Raw genomic sequence first — 20041 nt, 5'->3', positions numbered from 1 at the left:
TACTAGTGCTTCTGTTCTGATGACTTGACTACGGTTAATGCGGTGGCTATGAGCGAGCCCATATCGGCCAGGTTGGCGGGGAGGATCAGCGTGTTACCGGCTTTGGCTATTTTACCAAATTGCTCTACATAGTTTTCGGCTACTTTCAACTGCACAGCCTCGGCGCCACCTTCTTCGCGAATCGCCTGAGCCACTAGCCGGATACTCTCAGCAGTAGCTTCTGCAACCGATTTCAATGCAGAAGCCTCACCTTCCGCCTCGTTGATTTGTCGTAAACGGATACCTTCCGATTCCAGTACTACCTTCTGCTTTTGCCCCTCGGCCACATTGATTGCCGCCTGTTTTTCACCATCCGATTGCAGGATCACCGCGCGCCGTTCACGTTCGGCCTGCATTTGCTTTTCCATGGCTATCAACACGCTTTGGGGCGGGGTAATGTTCTTGATTTCATAGCGGAGTACTTTCACGCCCCAGCCCGTTGCCGCTTCGTCTATGGATTCCACTACGGCACGGTTAATGGTCATACGTTCTTCAAATGTCTTGTCCAGATCCAGCTTGCCGATCTCGCTCCGCATGGTGGTTTGAGCCAATTGTATTACAGCAAAAGTGTAGTCCGAAATACCGTATGCTGCTTTTCTGGGATCGATTACCTGAATAAAGATGACCCCGTCCATGCGCACCTGCACGTTATCGCGGGTGATACAGATCTGCTCGGGAATATCCACAGCGGCTTCTTTAAGCGTGTACTTATAGGCGATCCGGTCGAAAAAGGGGATGATGAAATTGACGCCCGGTTGAAGCACGGCGTAAAACTTTCCCAAACGTTCCAGAATATAAGCACTTTGCTGTGGGACAACCTTAACGGTCATCAGAATGGTGAGTACCACCAGGACGAGCAGAACAATGAAAGGGGTCATAACAAGTCGTTTTAAGGTCTATGGCGAAAATAACACGAAGGCACCGTCATTCCTACCGGTCTCGGACTAATGTAAGGTAACGGTGCCCGTCGGTCGAACAGCCGGATAAATGGTTCCCTGGCTATGGGATCAAAATCCTTTGACTGCCGAGGTCTTCGCCTCTCTTTCCGTACAGTCGTACAACGTACACGCCCGAAGGCAATCCGGTGGTTTCGAATCTGAGCCCGGGAGAGGAAGTTGCCCTGACCGCGATTCCCAGTCCGTTATAGACCCTGGCGGAATAATGCGGGCCCCGACTATCTGCTTCATTCTGAAATATAATCCGGTAAATATGACGGCTCGCCGGAACAACATACCACTTCACCTGCCTGCAACGCAGACGCGCAAACCGGATGGACGAATTCTCGAATGTGCTGTCGGTATCGACGATCCTGAGGCGATAGTAATTGGCCAGGTTGGGTGAAAGGTCGTCAAAGGTGTAATGCCGGGTTGTTTTGGAAGTTCCGGCTGCATTTACCTTGCCTATCTCCCTGAAATTCCTACCGTCTGTACTCCGCTCGATAGAAAAGTAGTCGGCGTCGGTTTCTTCGGAAGTGCTCCACCACAGCCTGACATTGCATTCCCGGGTTTCTATTTCAAATTTTTCCAGCCGTACCGGTAACGCTTTATTGATAATGCTGCTGAAAAATGCAAAGGCCGCAGCAGTAACACTCATTTCCTGCACGGTAAATTCTGCCATTTCCACAGCCTGGCGCGCATCGGTGTAGCGCCGCAACACAGGGTAAGGGTCTTCTTTGCGATAACCCAGCGGGTAGCGGTTCTGCGGGTCCTGAATGGCGAAGCTGGATGGCCTGTTCATCAACAGCGAGGCCGCCGGCCCGAATACCGGCACACCGGGGACCGGCTCCGCGAACTTGCCGGGCACTGTCGACCAATGCAACGGGTACTTAGGCGAATACTTGCCGGCACCGGTAATGAAGCATTGCGAGAGTGGATTGTTGCCGAGCGGGATGTCCAGTTGAATTTTGGCATAATCCAGCAATTCGGGTTTTTGGAGAAGGGAAGCAAACAGAATATAATCGAATGCATAGCTCTGTGCCATCCCGAACGAACCGTACCCGATATAGCCTTTGAAATGATGGTAGGCGCCGTGATAGGCGTGGATTTTCATGGTTCGGTTGAAATAATTGAATAGTACTTCACCATTCAGCCTGGCCTTGAATTCGTCCACGAATGCCGTATTCACTGGGAAAGACGTGGTGGAATAGGCCCAGGCCGCTTTGAAAGTATGCTGCTGCCAGCTCATGGTCGCGTGGAACTGGTGTGGGATCTGGGAATACCATTCGTTGAAATCTGTATTGTAGAGGTTTTCGCCGGTTGTTTTGTAGAGCTCTGCGGCTGCCCAAGCCCGGTTATCCGCATCGATCGGATCGGGGTACGGGCCTGCGTTGATGCCAGGCACATCGACAGGCGGGGTAGGAGTGGGATGATCTTTCAGGAATGCCCATGCCTGGCGGGCTTTTTCGAGGCAGGAAGCCGCGTAAGTCGCATTGTATTTCTTAAAACTCCGGGCGGCCATAGCCATCGACGCGGCGAAGAGCGCTGTGGATTGTGTCGTCTTTTCGGAAATATACAATGTGTTACGCTCATCGCCGGGCAGGCCCTGCGACCATGTCGCCGGGGCGACCCGGAAATACACTCCGCCGTCGGGGGCCTGCATTTGCATAAGCCAATTGGTTTCATATCTGGCTTCATCGAGCCAGTCGGGAATGCCGTTGCCGCTTTCGGGAAGGTTCAAATGCTTGTCGGGGAATTTTTCAGGATAGAGTTCAAATGCTGTGAACAGGATGAACAAAGCGCTGGCTGCAGTGGGGACATAGCGCCCGTAATCGCCTGCGTCGAGCCATCCGTATTGCATGGGAATGTCAGTTCCGGGCGGATAATCCGAAGATGAATGTAATGGAGAATTGATATGCGAGGTATGGATTTGCGCCGTTTGGGACGGTAAACCTTCACGCGCCCATGCACCGGCTTGTGCCGCTTCGAGCTTCCCCGAACGCTGGTAATACAACGCCCTTGTCGTGTTGTAATAGAGTTCATTGTAGCAATCCGCGGAAATGGTGAAGGCCTCCGACCTGCCGTAACCGGGAACGTAAATGAAGTATTGGCCGGGCGTTTGCCATGACGAAAAATCTATCTCAAGTACCCGTTCGCCACTGAATGCGGAGTCTGGTTTGAGATATTGACATGTTCCGCTGAAAACAGGTTGCTGGTCGGTCCCGATCACCTGGAATGGCGGCGGTGAAATAGTATCGACAGGCATAAACCAGGCGTCACCCAGAAACCTTCCTAATTTCCCTAACTTCGGCCCTTCCGGCAGGTATCCGACCTGATTGGCCTTCACATTGCCGCGGATTTCGGTGTCGCTGAATGTAAAAGTGATATCCACTGCTGTTTCGTTGCCGTCGGAATCACGGATCGCATCGGCTTGCAGGCGATAGACCTTACCGTTTTTGAATGGTTTGCCAAAAATCAGGTATAGTTCAAAAACAATATCGGGCTCGCCGGCAGATGAAAGACCTTTGACAAAACTATGCAGGCCGATAAGAACCGGATTGGCGGTGGTTTGATAGTCAGGATCGTTCGTAGCATGTGCCGAGTAACGGCTCGTGTTGTGGCATCCTGTGGTATCGAATCTTTCGCTGATCGTCAGTAGAATAACGCGGTCGGAAACCGGTGCAGATGTTATGGCCGGGCTTCCGGGTAGTGAGCCGGCTTGCCAGGCATTTGCGCTGCCGGCCACCAGCATGATCATGAATAAAATCGCTCTTCCCATCACATTTCATGTTTGATTTGGAAGAGGTAGCAGCTATACCTGTGCCGTTTTAACAGCAAAATGAATAGGAACTCCCAACCGGCGATGCTTATTTATCAGCCGGTTGGAATAGTGAAAATGATGCTGGCAGGAAAATGAACGAGATTTTCTGAACGGGGACTTAGTTCCTCAGTATCTCCTTGGAAATCACTATTTTTTGTATTTCGCTCGTGCCTTCGCCAATGGTGCAGAGTTTACTGTCGCGATAGAATTTTTCGGCGGGGTAATCTTTGACAAAGCCATAACCGCCGAAAATCTGCACCGCTTCATTAGACACACGCACGGCCGTTTCGGACGAGTGGTATTTGGCCACGGAGCTCGCCAGCGTTACTTTTTCTCCTGCGTCTTTCAATGCGGCGGCGTGGAAGGTCAGTAATGAAGAGGCCTGGACGTCGGTGTACATGTCGGCCAGCTTAAATGCAATAGCTTGAAAGTCGCAGATCGCTTTGCCAAATTGTTTACGCTCTTTGGAATAGGCTAATGCGGCCTCGTAGGCGCCCCAGGCTGTACCTACGCCCAATGCGGCGATGGAAATGCGGCCGCCGTCGAGCACTTTAAGTGACTGGATAAATCCGTCGCCAATTTCGCCAAGTCTCTGGCTGTCGGGAATGCGGCAATCCTGAAAGAGCAGTTCGACGGTTTCGGAAGCCCGCATTCCGAGTTTGTCTTCCTTGCGGCCCGGGCTGAAGCCCGGAGTTTTGGTGTCGAGCACAAATGCGGTGGCGCCGTGTTTGTCGCCGGGTTCGCCGGTTCTTGTTATTACTACCAGCACATCGGCGCTTTTGCCGTTGGTGATGAAATTTTTAGATCCGTTAATTACCCAGTCGTTGCCATCCCGCACGGCCACTGTTTGCATATTGCCGGCATCGGAGCCGGTGTTGGGTTCGGTAAGTCCCCAAGCGCCCACGAGCGAGCCCGTAGCGAGGCCGGGAAGGTATTTTTGCTTCTGTTCGTCATTGCCAAACATGTATATATGATTGGTGCAGAGAGAGTTGTGTGCCGCCATGGATAGTGCAACCGACGGATCTGTTTTCGCCAGCTCGACAATCGCCGTGACGTACTCACGGTAACCGAGGCCGGCCCCGCCCAGATCTTCCGGAATGAGCATTCCCATGAGGCCGAGCTCTCCCAATGCTTTGAAAAGTTCTTTCGGAAAATGCTGCTCCTCATCCCAGGTGCGGATGTGCGGCTTGATATGCAGTGCTGCGAAATCCCTGACGGTTTGTTTAATAAGGTCACAAATTTCGTCGGAAGGGTTCTTGGTCAGGTCTTTTGCTCGTGTGTCCATAGATGTTGATGCTTATATTTGTGTGAGTACCCAATGATAGTGAGAATGCGACAAAATCGCTAGCCAGTAACGAACAAATCCAAATGGCAGCGGTGAACATTCATTTAAAAAAATTACTTTTGCAACCGTCCTGACGCACTGGACTTAGTTAAGTACAATTCCCGGATTTTATTTACAAGTGCCAAAACAGCTATATAATAATTAACCGTTTATGAAAATTGCAGTAGTAGGAACAGGATACGTTGGTTTGGTGACGGGTACCTGCTTTGCCGAGACCGGCAACCAGGTGACTTGCGTCGATATCGACGTCAGAAAGGTGGAACGCCTTCAAAAAGGAGAAATACCCATTTACGAGCCAGGTCTGGATGTTCTTTTCGACCGGAACGTGGCCGAGGGACGTCTGGTTTTCACCACCAACCTGGTCGAGGGCATCAAGGATGCGCAGGTGATATTCCTCGCATTGCCAACGCCTCCGGGTGAAGATGGCTCCGCCGACCTTAAATATATTCTCAAAGTTGCCGACGATCTCGGACCGATCCTGGATCAGTACGCGGTGATCATCGACAAAAGCACAGTTCCAGTGGGAACAGCTGAGAAAGTACGGGCAGCAATCGCTAAAAATGCGAAAGTGGACTTCGACGTGGTATCCAATCCGGAATTCCTTCGTGAAGGCGTTGCCGTGGAAGATTTCATGAAACCCGACCGCGTGGTAGTAGGAACAACCTCGGAAAAAGCCAAAAAGGTAATGGAGAAGCTGTACGCTCCGCTGGTACGTCAGGGTAACCCTGTTATCTTCATGGATGAGCGCTCGGCGGAAATGACCAAATATGCGGCTAACTCGTTCCTGGCGATGAAGATCACCTTCATGAACGAAATCGCAAACCTTTGCGAGAAAGTAGGTGCCAATGTCGACGATATTCGTCGTGGTATCGGAACCGACAGCCGTATCGGAAAGCGCTTCCTGTTTGCGGGTATCGGATATGGCGGTAGCTGTTTTCCAAAAGATGTTCAGGCTTTGGCTAAAACTTCACTGGATTACGATTACGACTTCCGCATCCTGAAATCGGTGATGGATGTGAATTACGACCAGAAGAAGAAATTGCTTCCGATGGTGGATAATTTCTTTGCTGACGGTTTAAAAGGTAAGACGATCGCGGTTTGGGGATTGGCATTCAAACCTTATACCGACGACATCCGCGAAGCACCAGCGTTGGAGAACATCGAAGCATTGTTGGCAGCGGGTGCAAAGGTGACCGCTTATGACCCCGAAGCGATGAACAACGTGAAGGGTGTTTTGGGCGATAAGGTTACGTTCTGCCACACGCCTTACGCAGCGCTCGACGATGCGGATGCATTGATGATCTTTACCGAATGGCCCCAGTTCCGCACGCCGGAATTCGAGAAAATGGGTAAACTGCTGAAAAATAAAGTGATTTTTGACGGAAGGAACCTGTACGAACTCGATCAGATGCGTGAAATGGGTTATACCTATTACAGCATTGGTCGCGAGAAGGTGGTGCCGGCCTGATCATAAAATAGTAAATACTCTAAATTACTCATCTTAATGAAACGTGTTTTAATTACGGGAGCAGCAGGTTTCCTGGGTTCGCACCTCTGCGAGCGTTTTTTAAAGGAGGGAATGTATGTGATCGGGATGGATAACCTGATCACCGGCGATATGCGTAATATCGAGCACCTGATGCCAAACCCGAATTTCGAGTTTTACCATCACGACGTGACCAAATATGTGCACGTGCCGGGTGAACTCGATTACATTATGCACTTCGCATCTCCCGCCAGTCCGATCGACTATCTGAAAATTCCGATCCAGACGCTCAAAGTAGGGGCAATGGGAACGCATAACCTGCTGGGACTGGCCCGTGCCAAAAAATCACGTTTCATTATCGCTTCTACTTCGGAAGTATACGGCGATCCGCTGGTACACCCCCAAACTGAGGATTACTGGGGCCACGTGAACCCGATCGGACCGCGCGGTTGCTACGACGAGGCAAAACGTTACCAGGAGGCAATCACGATGGCCTATCACCGTTACCACGGCCTCGAAACCCGCATCGTTCGTATCTTCAACACCTACGGACCCAGAATGCGCCTCAACGACGGACGTGTGTTGCCTGCATTCATGGGCCAGGCATTGCGTGGCGAGGACATTACCGTGTTCGGTGATGGCACGCAAACGCGCGCATTCTGCTATGTGGATGATTTGGTGGAGGGTATCTATCGCCTGCTGATGAGCGACTACTCGTTGCCTGTCAACATCGGTAACCCCAAAGAGATCACGATCGGTCAGTTTGCCGAAGAGATTATCAAGCTGACGGGCACGGATCAGAAAGTGGTTTACAAGCCGCTTCCGCAAGACGACCCCAAACAGCGTCAGCCGGATATTTCGAAAGCGAAGGAAATTCTTGGCTGGGAACCCAAAGTGTCCCGCGAAGAAGGTTTACGCATCACTTACGACTATTTCCGCAGCCTGCCGAAAGAGCGTTTGTACGAAGAGTCAAACCACCGCGGTTTCGAAGGATTCAGCGCGAAGATATAACCCCGGCTTGAAAGCCGGGGAGAGCCCGGCCGGAGAGGCCATAAATCAAAAAACCCGCATCAAGCGGGTTTTTTGTTGGTTAAGGTAGGGAATCAGTCTATACTTCCATGATCTCCTTTTCCTTGATGGAGAATATCTGTTCGATCTTGGCAACGTAGCTGTCAGTCAGCTTCTGAACACGGTCTTCGCTCGATTTAACAAGGTCTTCGGCAACGCCGTCCTTCGTCAGTTTACGCAGCGAGTTGTTTGCATCCTGACGGATGTTGCGGACATTGATCTTCGCCGTTTCGATTTCGTTTTTAGCCCGTTTCACGAGTTCGCGACGGCGCTCTTCATTCAATGGAGGGACAGAAATCCGGATCATATCGCCGTCATTGGAAGGCGAAAAGCCGAGGTTGCTGTTGCGGATCGCCTTTTCGATGTCATTGATGATCTTCTTCTCGAAGGGTTTGATCGCCAGCGTCCGTGCGTCGGGCGTGTTAATCGTCGCCACGTTCTGGATCGGCGTCATTGAACCATAGTAATCGATCTGAAGACCTTCCAGCATTTGAGGGGATGCTTTTCCGGCGCGGATTTTACCTAATTCAATGATAAGGTGTTTGATCGCACCGTCCATGGTATCCTTGGCGACGTCCAGATATAATTCTATTTCTTCCATTGTTATATAATAAGCTGTATTTTCTATTAGTTCGAGATCAGTGTTCCCACCTGGCCGCCCATTACCAGATCATAAAGGTTGCCGGGCTTGTTCATATCGAATACAATGATCGGCAGATCGTTTTCCTTGCACAATGTGAATGCGGTAAGGTCCATGATCTTGAGGTTTTTGGATAATGCCTCGTCAAATGTAATTTTTGAGTATTTGGTAGCATTAGGATCTTTCTCGGGGTCGGCAGTGTAAACGCCGTCGACACGTGTGCCTTTCAAGACCACTTCGGATTCCGACTCGATGGCACGGAGGCCAGCGGTAGTGTCGGTGGTAAAATAGGGGTTACCGGTTCCTGCCCCGAAGATCACCACGCGTCCTTTTTCGAGGTGACGAACTGCCCTGCGGCGGATCAATGGCTCGCAAACCTGTTCCATTTTTATTGCCGACATCAGGCGCGTGTTCATTCCGTGTTTTTCGAGTGAGCTCTGGATGGCCATCCCGTTGATCACGGTGGCCAGCATGCCCATATGATCGCCCTGAACGCGGTCGATCCCTGATTTTTCCACGGATGCACCGCGAAATATGTTTCCACCACCAATTACGATTGCAACCTGCACGCCGACCTCGGTAATCCTTTTGATTTCCTTGGCATAATTATCGAGAATGTTAAAGTCAATAACCTGACCTTTATCGCCACCGTTGAGTGCTTCTCCGCTGAGTTTCAGTAATAAACGTTTATATTTTGGTTCCGGCATGGTTGTGATGTGGTGTTTTGATCCGTAAAAATAAGCGGACGAAGTTCAGATTCACAAGTAATTTAGTGAAACTCCAATAATACCTGGTTTTTTTCCACAATCTGTCCGGGCATCACTTTCAGCGTTTTAATAATGCCGCTGCCCGACGATTTGATCACATTTTCCATTTTCATCGCTACCAATACCAGGAGGTTGTCGCCTTTGGCAATGCTGTCGCCTTCGGCCACGGCAATGGACTGGATCAGGCCCGGCATAGGCGCTTTCACGTTGTTGATCTTTTGGGACGCGCCGTTCTGCATGCCCATTTTTTCGAGCAGAAGGTCGAGATCGTCCTTGGCCGTCGTGTGGTAATGCTGGCCGTTGATGAGCAAATGCGTCGACTTTTCGGCCGGGTTGCGGTCGACGATTTCGATATTGTAGGATTTGTTATTCCAGATGACGTGGAAACGGTTGTTGCCGAGGGCCGCGATGTCGCCATCGAAAGCATTGCCATTGATAAACCAGCCGTCCTTGCGCTGATCGATTTCAAATGTATTGCCCTGTTCCGGCTGTTCGCCTTGCGGCTTGTTACCCACGTTTACTTTCAGCATACCATTTCACTGTAATCGTTTGAGATTTCTTTGAGGATGCTGCTCAGCTCGTCAAATGTAGGCGCTTCCACGAGGCGCATTCTGTAAGGTTTGAAGTGTTCCAGTCCTTTGAAATAATTGGTATAGTGCCTTCTCATTTCAAAAACACCTGCTATCGGGCCTTTCCAGCGGATCGAGAATTCGAGGTGCCTGCGGCAGACGTCCACGCGTTGTTCCATGGTAGGCGGCGGGAGTTTTTCTCCGGTTTTGAGATAATGCTTGATTTCGTTAAAAATCCATGGATTACCGATTGTCGCCCGGCCGATCATAATGCCGTCGACGCCGTAGCGGTTTTTGTATTCCAAAGCCTTCTCGGGCGTATCGATATCGCCATTCCCGAAGATCGGAATGGTAATGCGCGGGTTTTCCTTGATTTTGGCGATGAGCGACCAGTCGGCGGAGCCTTTATACATCTGCACGCGTGTGCGGCCGTGGATGGACAGTGCTTTAATACCAATGTCCTGTAAACGCTCAGCCACATCTTCCACATTCCGGGTGTTTTCATCCCAGCCCAAACGCGTTTTTACGGTCACCGGCAGATGCGTCGATTTAATCACCGACTCGGTCATTTTAACCATTTTCGGAATATCCTGCAACAATGCAGCGCCCGCACCGCGACACGCGACATTCTTCACCGGACAGCCGTAATTGATATCGATCAGGTCGGGGTTTACGCGTGACGCGATCTCCGCGCACGAGCCCATCGTTTCGACATCACTACCAAAGAGCTGGATACCGACCGGTCTTTCATACTCGAAAATATCCAGTTTTTGAACACTTTTAGCAGCATCCCGGATGAGCCCTTCCGACGAAACGAACTCCGTGTACATCAAATCCGCCCCGTTTTCCTTGCAGACCGCGCGGAACGGCGGGTCGCTCACATCCTCCATCGGGGCGAGCAGTAACGGAAAATCGCTCAATTCTATATTTCCAATCTTAACCATAATCCTTCAACACCACTTCGCAGTAATATGATAATAAACTGTAAATTTACACCAATTATGCAAAATAGTAACCCGAATCTGGTTGTTTCCCGCGTACCTGGTACATGGGGCAGTTTGTTGGTGTTGGTCGGCTTCATGCTTATCGGTATGGCCGTGGGGAATGTCCTGGCGGTTATGGCGCTGGCCATTTACCTCGGTGCCGACACCGAGAGCGTAACGGTACTGCTCACCCAGCTTTTTGCACAACCCGAAAAAATACCAAATGGATGGAATGCCCTGATGATCATGCAAGGCACCGTCCACTTCTTTTCCTATTTGCTACCGACACTCATTTATTGGTTTTATATCGAACGGCGCACGATCGGTGACCTGAGTACCAACCGGAAACCCGCATGGCACATATGGGTGCTGGCTTTTGTGTTGGTATTGGCATTTATTCCGGCGAATAGCAAATTCATCGAATGGAACGCTGCGATGGACCTGCCCGATGCATTGTCGGGGCTTGAAAAATGGATGCGCGACAAGGAGGATCAGCTTTCGGTGATGACGGAGTTTCTCACGAGCTATAATAGTTTCAGTCAACTGCTGATTGCGTTGTTCGTGGTTACGCTCCTGCCTGCGTTGGGCGAAGAGATGCTTTTTCGTGGGGTTATCCAGACTAAGATTTTTCAGGAATCGCGCAATATTCACCTCGCGATATGGGTATCGGCTGCAATTTTCAGCGCTATCCATTTCCAGTTTTATGGTTTTTTGCCGCGGATGATGCTTGGTGCATTGTTCGGGTATCTGTATTATTGGACCGGCAATTTGTGGGTGGCGATCCTTGCGCATTTCGTCAATAACGGCTTTGTGCTGGTAATGATGTACTTACATAATGTGGGTATAATTGAGATCAATATCGAAGAGGCAAAATCGATGCCGTTCGTGCTTATTCTGGCTTCACTGCTGGTTTCGACAGCTATACTCGGCGCGATCAGAAAGAACGGACAAGGGGCAGGAACAGGTGTTCCCCGCAACTTTTAAGATAATTTAACATTTTAAAAAATAATGGAGGAAAACTGGGCGAAAGCCTACCAGAGCGGACAGGCGATCCGGGCAGAAATAGCCCGCGAAATTTTGGATCAGAACGGGGTTGCGGCGGTGATTGTGAACAAACAGGACAGCAACTACCCGGTTTTCGCAAACTTTGAAGTGCATGTGCCCGCGGCCGATCTCGAAAAGGCCCAAACAATACTGATGAATGAAGACGCGCTTAAACAACCTGAGTAACTTACAGCAAAGGACTATCACCGGGTTAGCGGGCGTATTTGTCATCATTGGTTGCATTATTTACAGCGAATGGTCGTTTCTGCTGTTGTTTTGCGCCATCAGTTCGCTCACACAGCTTGAATTTTACAAACTACTCGGTCTCGACGGCAACCAGCCCCTCACGTATTATGGCACGTTCTGTGGCACAGTCATGATACTTCTTGCGTATTTGATAGAGCAGGACATCGTACAGTTTGAAAATTACTTCATCATCAGCCCGTTGCTGTCGATGATCTTTTTTATCAAACTATACAAAAAGAACGACCTGAAACCCTTTACAAACATCGGTTTTACGTTTCTGGGCATTATCTACGTGGCATTGCCGTTCGCATTGATCATCGTGATGGCGCTGCGCGGGGGGACCTACAATTACGAAATCGTGCTCGGTAGCCTGCTGCTCCTTTGGGCGTCGGATATCGGGGGGTATTTTGCAGGGACCAAATTTGGGAAGAGAAAGCTGTTCGAGCGTATTTCTCCCAAAAAGTCCTGGGAAGGGTCCATGGGCAGTGCGGTTTTTGCGGGCATTATCGCATTTGCCCTGGGGTATTATTTCCGTACCTTCGAACCCTGGAAATGGTATTGCATCGGAGCGATTATCGTGGTAGTGGGTACTTACGGTGACCTGGTTGAATCGCTTTTCAAGCGGAGCATCGCTATTAAGGACTCGGGAAGCAGTATTCCCGGCCATGGGGGCTTCCTCGATCGTTTCGACGGCCTTTTATTGTCGGCGCCATTTATTGTTACGTTTTTGAAGTTATTTTCCTGAGTAAAGTCGCTTTGTATGAAATGCAGGGCAATGACCGGTTACTCAGGCCGTTTGTAAAATAAGGAACGAAATTTTTACAAGCTTTTGGCAGACACTATTTGAAGGGAAATTTATCATCGTGCTAATCAAAGTTTCCGGGGTGTTTTCCCGGGGCGTAATCTGGAAGGAATGAAACGGAGTTTTTTAATATTTTTCCTCGTGCTGGCGGGAATGTTGTGTGGGCGGGAAGCATTCGCTCAGGGTGAACAGAAGGCGATTATCTTTTCAGGGGTCGTTGTAGGAGGTAAAACCACTGAACGCTTGCCTGGCGCCACTATCTTTATCGTGAATGCGGGACGGGGAACGCTTGCAAAAGCTAATGGCGAGTTTCAGATCCCTGTTTTTCCGGGCGATAGCATTGTGTTCAGTTATGTCGGGTATAAAAAGCAATACCACATTGTTCCAAGAGGTTATAACTCCGATATCTATTCGGCGATTGTTGCCTTGCGCGAGGACGTGGTGACCCTTTCCGGCGTTACTATTTACCCCTATTCAACTGAAGAAGAATTCAAAAAGGCCTTCCTCGCGCTCAAATTGCCCGATCAGGCCGAGCGTGATGCGTTGGCAAAAAGTACCGACCCGGATTATATCAACCGGCTTGCCGCTCAAATGCCCAACAATGCGCAGACCAACTACCGGTACTCGATGGATCAGCTAATGTTCGGTCGCGAATCGGCAGCGAACAAAGGTTTTGCCACAAGCTTTCCTTTCCTGAACCCATTTGCATGGGCAAAATTTATCAAATCTGTGAAAAATGGAGATTTGAAGCAGAAGGATTGGAGCAAGGAGCTGAATGCGACCCCGCGCGAGAATATTACCAAGCAGGATTTCATTTTACCAAGCCCCAGCGAAACAGAAGCTGCGAAGAAAAGAAGCAGCAACTAAATCAGGCCGGCCGGCTCAAACTTTTTTAACTGCAAATCATTTCCATCAAATGCGGCGTAATGCTGCTGGGTAACCCATTCGCCGAGGTTAATGTACTTCGATTGTGCGCTGACGTGCATGTCTAATACCAAATGCCGGTGCCCGAAAATGTAGTAATCGTGATGTTCAGACGCCTCGACCTCGCGGCAATATTGGAACAACCACTCATTATCCGCACCTAAAAACCGCTCTTCACCCTTATTTACATTCGCCAGCCGACTGCGTTTCGACCATTCGGAGGCGATCCACATGCCCACATCCGGGTGCACGACGCGGAAAAGCCATTGGAAAAATCGGTTTTCGAAAACTCTCTTCAAAAACTTGTAAGTATGGTCGCCCGGGCCCAAACCGTCGCCGTGGCCTACCAATAACTTTTTTTGCCCTGTTTGTGAAGTAATATTAAAACTCACCGGATTGCGGTAAATGGGCGCGCCGAGTTCTTCGGTGAGGTAGCCCGACATCCACATATCGTGGTTTCCCGTAAAAATGACCAACTCGATTCCGTCGTCGGCCAGCTCGGCCAGCTTACCCAGTAAGCGCACGAAGCCTTTGGGTACCGCGCGGTTGTATTCAAACCAGAAATCAAAAATATCACCCACCAGGAAAATGACCTGTGCATCGTGCCGGATCGACTCTAACCAGCTCACAATGCGTTTTTCACGCTCCCGGCTGGCGGTTGCGGTGGGTACTCCGAGATGAAAGTCTGACGCGAAGTAAATGCGGCGCCCCGGGGCAAGGATAATGTTTTTTTGCTGGAATGAAAGACTCATGTAGGTATGACAAATGCGGTGCAATTTACAACGTTCGTGTCAAATGAGTGCATGGGAGTGGAAGTCAGCCAATAACTCAATTAATATCAGCTAGTTCCGGTAAATGTGTAAATTTAGTATAGTGTTCACCCCATTCAAATATGCACATGAAGAAGATAGCAAACTGGGTTACGTGCGTCGTTCTGGCGCTGGCTGCAACCCCGGCAGTTTCTGTTGCGCAAGTAAGGATCAACGATCCGGGCCGGGTGGTTGAAAGACAGGCTGAGAACCGGGCGAACCGGAAGATTGATCAGGCGGTAGACAAGGGTTTAGATTCGGTAGAAGAGGGAATTGGGAATTTATTTAAAAAGAAAGATAAAAAAGCAGCTGAAACGCAGTCAAAACCGGGCGAGCAGCCAGTTAATACGAAGGGTAATGCTGACAACGACCCGGCAGGCAGCAGCGACGACGCAGCTACCGCTGATACCGCCGCAAAACCAGGTAAGTCAACGCTGAAATCGTACAGTAAATTTGACTTTATACCGGGAGAAAAGATTGTGGCGATCGAAGACTTCTCGCAGGATGCCGTCGGTGATTTTCCCGCCAAATGGAACACGAATTCATCCGGCGAAATAGTGACGATTGAAGGCACCGAGGGGAAATGGCTTATGCTTGGCCCGGAAGGTGTATTTCATCCGGAATTCATAACGGCATTGCCGGAAAACTTCACATTGGAATTCAATCTCGCTACCACTACCGAGTTCAGTTTCTACTCCGGTTATCTGAGAACGGTGATTGCGGAAGTGGCGGCACCAGCGAAGGAATTCACGAACTGGAAAGGATTTGACGGCGGCAAAAAGAACGGGTTGGAAATAGCGCTGCACCCCAATAATGCAGGCGGCACCCAAGGACTCGCTGCATTCAACGTATTTGGCGAGGACGGATCTTCACTGATGAAAAATGAAAAGAGCATTCCCGCATTTCACACGCCCGACCATAATGTGGTGAAAGTATCGGTGTGGCGTCAGAAAACAAGATTGCGTGTGTATGTCGACGATTACAAAGTATGGGATTTGCCCCGCGCTTTCGACGCGACGCGCAAGTATAACTTCATCGCATTTTCCAACCAGGGCTACCACGAAGAAGCGAATCGTTATTTCGTTTCCAATCTGAGGCTGGCCGTTGGAGCGCCAGATACACGCAGCAAACTCATCACAGAAGGGAAATTCTCCACCACGGGTATTCATTTCGATGTCAATTCAGCGACTATCAAGCCGGAATCTTATGGTACCCTGAAAGAAATTGCAGTGGTGCTGACGGAAAATATCGGTGTAAGAGTGAAGATCATCGGCCATACCGATTCGGACGGGGACGATGCGGCAAATCTGGTTTTGTCCAAAAAGCGTTCGGAGGCCGTCAGAGCCGCGTTGTCCGGTGATTTCGGAATTGATGGTTCGCGGATGGAGACCGATGGTAAAGGCGAAGTAGAGCCGGCCACCCCCAACACTACGGCGGAAGGTAAAGCGGGGAACCGGCGTGTCGAATTTGTGAAAATGTAGGGATGGTATGGTTTTTCAACAGGCTCTTTCTAGCTTGCATCCATTTTAAAGAACCTGCGAAATGAAACGTCACCTATTTGTTTTAATGCTTTCGGTGTGCCTGTTGGCAGCACTGTCTCCGGCATTTGCCCAGGCTACTAAAAAGATCCCTGCCGACAAGCAGCGCGCATTGCTCTGGAAGCCCGACAAAGGGCAATACTATTTCAGCCATGCCCTGGTTTTCGATTATCAGAACAAGGCCGACAAAACCTCCGGAACGCTCAAAATACACCTGGACCCGGTAACCGGCGCGATGTGCTTTGTAAAAGAAACCAGTTTTGGACAAGGTGGGAAGAGTTTCGATTTTGTGATCGGCTTCCCCGACGGGAAATATATCTTCTGCGGTACCGACGAGGATGGCAAAAAGGTGAGGATTAACGAGGTAGTGAAGGAATTTAAACCCGACGTGGATACCAGAAAGCAACAGCAGGACGATTTCAAAACCTATGTTGTTCCCACGGAAAACAAGAGAGAGGAGTTTGGCCTGACCAGCACCGAGTATGACTTGACTTACGCCACGTCCGGCAGTCAGGAGAAAATCTGGCTGACCAAAACGCCATTCAGCGTATATCCAATTTATGGCCTCGAATTTGTGGAAAGCGCCGTAAGCCTGCCCGTTTCGTTTGATTATATGAACCTGCTGCCTTCGGATTTGCTGCTATCGGAGATCAACTCGAAGGATGTGGTGTTGAAATTGAAAAGCTTCGGGAAAGACCCCTACACGGCGAATGCAAAGGGGTATGCGGTGTTGAAAGTGAATGATTGATGGCGATAGATGTCAGTCTGAGCGGACCGGGCCGCCGGGCGGCCCCGTGCCGCTCAGACTGACAATAGTTATGAATTCTCTGCTGACGCAGCGTCGGCTGTCGCAACTTCTGCTGCCGGCTCCTCAACCTGCGCGCGTTCGGCCATTACTTCGGCTAACGGACGCATATTGGCCGGGATTTCCGGTTCCTTGTCTTCATCTGCCGAGTATGGGAACACGTCGAGGATCGGTGTGAGGTTGATATCCGTTACCTCGTAAGGGATCAGGAAGTTGCGCATGCTTTCGTTGATCCGGTCGAGGGCTTGCTGAATGCCTTCGGAATTCACCAGCATGTAATTCACGATTTTCTTCTCCTTGCCGCTTTTTTCGTCGACCGAGAAGTAAATCACTTTCGCTTTGAACCACTGTTCGCCGTCTTCATAGGCAAAAAGGTCGGCCAGGCGCATTCTGCTGATGGCGGTCACGCTGAAATCGCTGGCGTCGGTGACGATCTGCTTGTACAGCCTCGCTTCCGACTCGGTGTATGAAACGGCATCAACCAGATACGTCTCATTGATCGTTTTCAACCTTCCTGCTTCATCTTCTTTTTGATACCGAATTTTTCCTAAATACCAGCTGGCCATTGTTCGTGTTGATTGGGTGAAAATTAGAGTGTGCAAATGTAGATGCTGGTTCGAAAGCACGCAAAAAAATAACGCCAGAAACTAATAATCCCCGGCCGGGGTATGCGTTCTGATACCTACTGTTTAACTTGCGTAAAATACATTGGAATGAAAAAACATATTTGGATGGCCGGAATCGTACTTGTTGCGGCCATAATGACAAGTTGCGGTGTGAGCCGCCAGGTTTCGGAAGCGAAGGTTTTTGGTGACTGCAAATACGATATCGCATCGGTTGACAGCGTTTATCTCGCCGGAATCGATATCCGCGAATTCAGAAATATCAGAAGTTTCAACGATTTCGATCTGGCAAGATATCCGGGACTTGCCATGGGGTTGTTAAGAAAGAACGTCCCGCTGAATCTTCGGGTGAATGTCGATATCACCAACCCAACCCGCAAGCGCGCGGCGATTAATCAATTGGAATACAAAGTATTGCTTACCGAGAGCGAGATATTTAACGGCTATTTGAGCCAGCTGATCGAAGTATTGCCTGGTACCACGCCCACTCGCGTACCCGTGAGCCTGCAAACGAATGCGTATCAGCTCATTTCAAACGACCAGACGCGCGACCAGTTCATCAATATGATCCTCGCATTGACGGGTAAGTCGGACGCTAAACCGGCGAAATTCGTCGTTAAGGTGCGGCCAACCCTGGATATCGCCGGGAAACAGATCAATTATCCGGGCTATATTACCTTTGAAAAAGAAATAACGAGTAAGATGATCACCGGAACGCGGTAATTCCCGGTTGGCTCAGTAAATCCCCAAATACCACCTGTTTTGAAGCTATTTCTAGAAGATCCTCATTTGTTTGGGTATTACAGCGTCGTCATAGCCTTGCTGCTGCTCTTCGGAGCTACGTTTTGGGTTGATCCAATAAAACGCTGGCGGCCATGGATGGGAATCGGCCTGGTTGCGGTACCGGTCGTCTATTTCTTTATCCTGCTCGACGCGCACCTGGTGAACATTCCCTACACTGACGACTTCAACCTGCTGGAAACAGTCCAGAAGCTGCGCAACTCGGGGAGCTTTGTAGAAATGCTGAAAGCGCTTTTCGAGCAGGTGAACCAACACCGGTTTGGTTTCGAGCGCATTGTTATGCTGATCATGTTTGTGCTCACAGGCACGGTCAATATCAAAACGCAAATCATTATAGGCGATCTTTTTATGCTTGGGATCGGCTATTTACTTTTCCTGAGCCTGAAAAGAGCACAGGTTTCGTGGTATTGGTTTATCCCGGTTCCCTACATGCTGTTCAATCTCGTTTATTTTGAAAACGCCTATTGGGGAATAGCGGCGCTGCAAAACACACCGCTGATTTTTTTTGCCATGCTTACCGCCTATGGACTGGCTCGGGAGGATGAAAAAGGCTTTTGGATCGGGCTGATTGCCGCGTTGCTCACCACTTTTACGAGCGGTAGCGGGTTGCTTGCATGGATCGTTGGAATGGTGCTGCTGGCTTTTCAGAGGCGTTTTAAAAACTTGCTATGGTGGGTTGCGGGGAGTATTGCCGTACTGCTGTTCTATTTCTTTTTCGATTACCAGTTTATCAGTTCACCTGGCGAAAAGGTCTGGAACCACCCCGTTTTCAATGTGATCTTCGTGTTGGCATTCTGGGGTAATGCGCTGTTCCTGGATGTTCGCCATCCGCTGGTGCCGGTGTTTCACCAGGACATTATCGCGTGTGTGGCATTTGGTGCCGGTATTGCACTGGTGTTTGCCATTTGGGCGATCCGGGTATTGCTTGCCCGCAAGCCCGACCGGATCGACTGGTTTCTCCTTGGTGCTATGATGTTCATCATGGGAACCGGAGCGATGTTCGTCATCAGCAGGCCGATCAATAACTATGTCATGTACGGCGGTACGGCGTTTTCGAGGCGGTATATGATATTCGGCGTGGTGCTCGCGGCGATTTGCTATGTGTGTCTGATTGTGGTTTTGAAGAATTTTAAACATTGGAAAAACCTTGCTGTGGTGGTTGCTATGGTGTTCTTTCTGGGATTGAACTTCGTCAGCTATTTTACGTCCATAGTATCGATTAGAAAGCTGCACGACGAACTGGTGATCGATAGCTATTTCTGGAAAAACTATAAGACATTTATCACTGTAGGGGAGTTGTTTACCGACATCCCGTTCTGGAACCATCCTACACGCATGCGCGACCTGATCGTCGGCCTGGAATCACAGGGCATTACTGACTTCTACCAGTTTTATGACATGCCTGCGCAGGAGGAATTAATCCGCAAGACAGCTGTGAAAGGTATTTTTACGGGAGATTTTGATGCGCAATCGCAATACAGAAACGGGGATTACAACCGCTATATGAAGTATTTTAAATTTTACGTTACACCGGCATCGAAACAAAAAGGTACTTTTTACATGGTGCTGCAATCAGCCCGGCATAGCATTGTGCTCCCGGCGGTTCCGGTACCCAACATGGTTTCTGATTTTTTACAAAAAGCCTCATATTACAGTAATAGTTACCAGTACGCGGTTTATAAACCAAAGCTTCCCGAAGGAAAATACCGGGCGTGGATCATGTCCCGCGGTGAATCGGGCCAGTGGGAATCTTTATACACCGGAAAGCAAGTGCTGTTTTACTAAGGCCCCAAAGG

19 protein-coding genes are annotated in these 20041 nt (G+C 49.8%); 10 read left to right on the top strand and 9 right to left on the bottom strand.

What is annotated here, in order from left to right:
• Window positions 1-2 precede the first annotated feature (2 nt).
• The 3 genes from ACTJJJ_RS24490 to ACTJJJ_RS24480 form a co-directional block, all read right to left on the bottom strand.
• Window positions 3-917, bottom strand: a complete 915-nt coding sequence (locus ACTJJJ_RS24490; RefSeq protein WP_188936603.1) for an SPFH domain-containing protein — start codon at window positions 915-917, stop codon at window positions 3-5.
• A 121-nt stretch (window positions 918-1038) separates the two neighbouring features.
• Window positions 1039-3753, bottom strand: a complete 2715-nt coding sequence (locus ACTJJJ_RS24485) for a glycoside hydrolase family 9 protein (protein ID WP_440703282.1) — start codon at window positions 3751-3753, stop codon at window positions 1039-1041.
• A 160-nt stretch (window positions 3754-3913) separates the two neighbouring features.
• Window positions 3914-5080 carry an acyl-CoA dehydrogenase family protein gene (locus tag ACTJJJ_RS24480; protein WP_188936601.1) on the bottom strand — a complete coding sequence of 389 codons (1167 nt, stop codon included), beginning with the start codon at window positions 5078-5080 and terminating at the stop codon, window positions 3914-3916.
• A gap of 211 nt (window positions 5081-5291) precedes the next feature.
• Here ACTJJJ_RS24480 and ACTJJJ_RS24475 point away from each other — a divergent pair, with 211 nt between their 5' ends.
• Entirely contained in the window at window positions 5292-6608 is a 1317-nt protein-coding gene (locus ACTJJJ_RS24475; protein ID WP_440703281.1) for a UDP-glucose dehydrogenase family protein, read from the top strand.
• 36 nt (window positions 6609-6644) lie between these two features.
• On the top strand, window positions 6645-7637 hold the full coding sequence (locus ACTJJJ_RS24470; protein ID WP_188936590.1) for a UDP-glucuronic acid decarboxylase family protein: 993 nt from the start codon (window positions 6645-6647) through the stop codon (window positions 7635-7637).
• A gap of 97 nt (window positions 7638-7734) precedes the next feature.
• Here ACTJJJ_RS24470 and frr read toward each other — a convergent pair whose 3' ends face one another.
• The 4 genes from frr to dusB all read right to left on the bottom strand — a co-directional run bounded on the left by frr (window position 7735) and on the right by dusB (window position 10614).
• Entirely contained in the window at window positions 7735-8295 is a 561-nt protein-coding gene (gene frr / locus ACTJJJ_RS24465; RefSeq protein WP_188936588.1) for a ribosome recycling factor, read from the bottom strand.
• A gap of 26 nt (window positions 8296-8321) precedes the next feature.
• Entirely contained in the window at window positions 8322-9041 is a 720-nt protein-coding gene (pyrH, locus tag ACTJJJ_RS24460) for a UMP kinase (RefSeq protein WP_440703280.1), read from the bottom strand.
• A gap of 62 nt (window positions 9042-9103) precedes the next feature.
• On the bottom strand, window positions 9104-9631 hold the full coding sequence (locus ACTJJJ_RS24455) for a biotin/lipoyl-containing protein (protein WP_440703279.1): 528 nt from the start codon (window positions 9629-9631) through the stop codon (window positions 9104-9106).
• Window positions 9625-10614 (bottom strand): tRNA dihydrouridine synthase DusB, encoded by a 990-nt coding sequence (dusB, locus tag ACTJJJ_RS24450; protein WP_440703278.1) that lies wholly within the window; start codon window positions 10612-10614, stop codon window positions 9625-9627. The genes ACTJJJ_RS24455 and dusB overlap by 7 nt, the downstream gene beginning before the upstream one ends.
• Window positions 10615-10671: 57 nt before the next feature.
• Here dusB and ACTJJJ_RS24445 point away from each other — a divergent pair, with 57 nt between their 5' ends.
• The 4 genes from ACTJJJ_RS24445 (at window position 10672) to ACTJJJ_RS24430 (ending at window position 13612) form a co-directional block, all read left to right on the top strand.
• Window positions 10672-11637 carry a CPBP family intramembrane glutamic endopeptidase gene (locus tag ACTJJJ_RS24445; RefSeq protein WP_188936580.1) on the top strand — a complete coding sequence of 322 codons (966 nt, stop codon included), beginning with the start codon at window positions 10672-10674 and terminating at the stop codon, window positions 11635-11637.
• Window positions 11638-11661: 24 nt separating this feature from the next.
• Entirely contained in the window at window positions 11662-11883 is a 222-nt protein-coding gene (locus ACTJJJ_RS24440) for a putative signal transducing protein (protein ID WP_188936578.1), read from the top strand.
• On the top strand, window positions 11855-12688 hold the full coding sequence (locus ACTJJJ_RS24435; RefSeq protein WP_188936576.1) for a phosphatidate cytidylyltransferase: 834 nt from the start codon (window positions 11855-11857) through the stop codon (window positions 12686-12688). The genes ACTJJJ_RS24440 and ACTJJJ_RS24435 overlap by 29 nt, the downstream gene beginning before the upstream one ends.
• 168 nt (window positions 12689-12856) lie before the next feature.
• On the top strand, window positions 12857-13612 hold the full coding sequence (locus ACTJJJ_RS24430) for a carboxypeptidase-like regulatory domain-containing protein (protein WP_426291838.1): 756 nt from the start codon (window positions 12857-12859) through the stop codon (window positions 13610-13612).
• Here ACTJJJ_RS24430 and ACTJJJ_RS24425 read toward each other — a convergent pair.
• Window positions 13609-14421 carry a UDP-2,3-diacylglucosamine diphosphatase gene (locus ACTJJJ_RS24425; RefSeq protein ID WP_440703277.1) on the bottom strand — a complete coding sequence of 271 codons (813 nt, stop codon included), beginning with the start codon at window positions 14419-14421 and terminating at the stop codon, window positions 13609-13611. The genes ACTJJJ_RS24430 and ACTJJJ_RS24425 overlap by 4 nt on opposite strands.
• A 146-nt stretch (window positions 14422-14567) precedes the next feature.
• On the opposite strand from ACTJJJ_RS24425, the gene ACTJJJ_RS24420 reads away from it, so the two are divergent.
• Window positions 14568-15959 (top strand): OmpA family protein, encoded by a 1392-nt coding sequence (locus ACTJJJ_RS24420; RefSeq protein ID WP_440703276.1) that lies wholly within the window; start codon window positions 14568-14570, stop codon window positions 15957-15959.
• A 61-nt stretch (window positions 15960-16020) separates the two neighbouring features.
• Window positions 16021-16764, top strand: coding sequence for a hypothetical protein (locus ACTJJJ_RS24415; protein ID WP_440703275.1), 744 nt, complete (start codon window positions 16021-16023; stop codon window positions 16762-16764).
• Window positions 16765-16832: 68 nt separating this feature from the next.
• Here ACTJJJ_RS24415 and ACTJJJ_RS24410 read toward each other — a convergent pair whose 3' ends face one another.
• Window positions 16833-17387, bottom strand: a complete 555-nt coding sequence (locus ACTJJJ_RS24410) for a DUF4494 domain-containing protein (protein WP_440703274.1) — start codon at window positions 17385-17387, stop codon at window positions 16833-16835.
• Between the two features lie 147 nt (window positions 17388-17534).
• Here ACTJJJ_RS24410 and ACTJJJ_RS24405 point away from each other — a divergent pair, with 147 nt between their 5' ends.
• Both ACTJJJ_RS24405 and ACTJJJ_RS24400 read left to right on the top strand, forming a co-directional pair.
• On the top strand, window positions 17535-18167 hold the full coding sequence (locus tag ACTJJJ_RS24405) for a hypothetical protein (protein ID WP_188936562.1): 633 nt from the start codon (window positions 17535-17537) through the stop codon (window positions 18165-18167).
• A gap of 39 nt (window positions 18168-18206) precedes the next feature.
• A complete protein-coding gene (locus ACTJJJ_RS24400) occupies window positions 18207-20030 on the top strand; it encodes a hypothetical protein (protein ID WP_440703273.1) in 1824 nt (607 codons plus the stop codon).
• The last annotated feature ends 11 nt before the right edge of the window (window positions 20031-20041 follow it).

Source organism: Dyadobacter sp. 22481, from assembly GCF_052044875.1.
In the GTDB taxonomy this organism is placed as follows: domain Bacteria; phylum Bacteroidota; class Bacteroidia; order Cytophagales; family Spirosomataceae; genus Dyadobacter; species Dyadobacter endophyticus.
This window is presented reverse-complemented; position numbering and strand designations above follow the sequence as displayed.

Bases quoted from the DNA above. Each gene is read 5' to 3' on its own strand.
- ACTJJJ_RS24410 (WP_440703274.1), bottom strand. From the start codon at position 17,387: ATGGCCAGCTGGTATTTAGGAAAAATTCGGTATCAAAAAGAAGATGAA.
- ACTJJJ_RS24455 (WP_440703279.1), bottom strand. From the start codon at position 9,631: ATGCTGAAAGTAAACGTGGGTAACAAGCCGCAAGGCGAACAGCCGGAA.
- ACTJJJ_RS24470 (WP_188936590.1), top strand. From the start codon at position 6,645: ATGAAACGTGTTTTAATTACGGGAGCAGCAGGTTTCCTGGGTTCGCAC.
- ACTJJJ_RS24480 (WP_188936601.1), bottom strand. From the start codon at position 5,080: ATGGACACACGAGCAAAAGACCTGACCAAGAACCCTTCCGACGAAATT.
- ACTJJJ_RS24415 (WP_440703275.1), top strand. From the start codon at position 16,021: ATGAAACGTCACCTATTTGTTTTAATGCTTTCGGTGTGCCTGTTGGCA.
- pyrH (WP_440703280.1), bottom strand. From the start codon at position 9,041: ATGCCGGAACCAAAATATAAACGTTTATTACTGAAACTCAGCGGAGAA.
- ACTJJJ_RS24425 (WP_440703277.1), bottom strand. From the start codon at position 14,421: ATGAGTCTTTCATTCCAGCAAAAAAACATTATCCTTGCCCCGGGGCGC.
- ACTJJJ_RS24430 (WP_426291838.1), top strand. From the start codon at position 12,857: ATGAAACGGAGTTTTTTAATATTTTTCCTCGTGCTGGCGGGAATGTTG.
- ACTJJJ_RS24490 (WP_188936603.1), bottom strand. From the start codon at position 917: ATGACCCCTTTCATTGTTCTGCTCGTCCTGGTGGTACTCACCATTCTG.
- ACTJJJ_RS24440 (WP_188936578.1), top strand. From the start codon at position 11,662: ATGGAGGAAAACTGGGCGAAAGCCTACCAGAGCGGACAGGCGATCCGG.
- ACTJJJ_RS24420 (WP_440703276.1), top strand. From the start codon at position 14,568: ATGAAGAAGATAGCAAACTGGGTTACGTGCGTCGTTCTGGCGCTGGCT.
- ACTJJJ_RS24445 (WP_188936580.1), top strand. From the start codon at position 10,672: ATGCAAAATAGTAACCCGAATCTGGTTGTTTCCCGCGTACCTGGTACA.
- ACTJJJ_RS24485 (WP_440703282.1), bottom strand. From the start codon at position 3,753: ATGGGAAGAGCGATTTTATTCATGATCATGCTGGTGGCCGGCAGCGCA.
- ACTJJJ_RS24475 (WP_440703281.1), top strand. From the start codon at position 5,292: ATGAAAATTGCAGTAGTAGGAACAGGATACGTTGGTTTGGTGACGGGT.
- dusB (WP_440703278.1), bottom strand. From the start codon at position 10,614: ATGGTTAAGATTGGAAATATAGAATTGAGCGATTTTCCGTTACTGCTC.
- frr (WP_188936588.1), bottom strand. From the start codon at position 8,295: ATGGAAGAAATAGAATTATATCTGGACGTCGCCAAGGATACCATGGAC.
- ACTJJJ_RS24435 (WP_188936576.1), top strand. From the start codon at position 11,855: ATGAAGACGCGCTTAAACAACCTGAGTAACTTACAGCAAAGGACTATC.
- ACTJJJ_RS24405 (WP_188936562.1), top strand. From the start codon at position 17,535: ATGAAAAAACATATTTGGATGGCCGGAATCGTACTTGTTGCGGCCATA.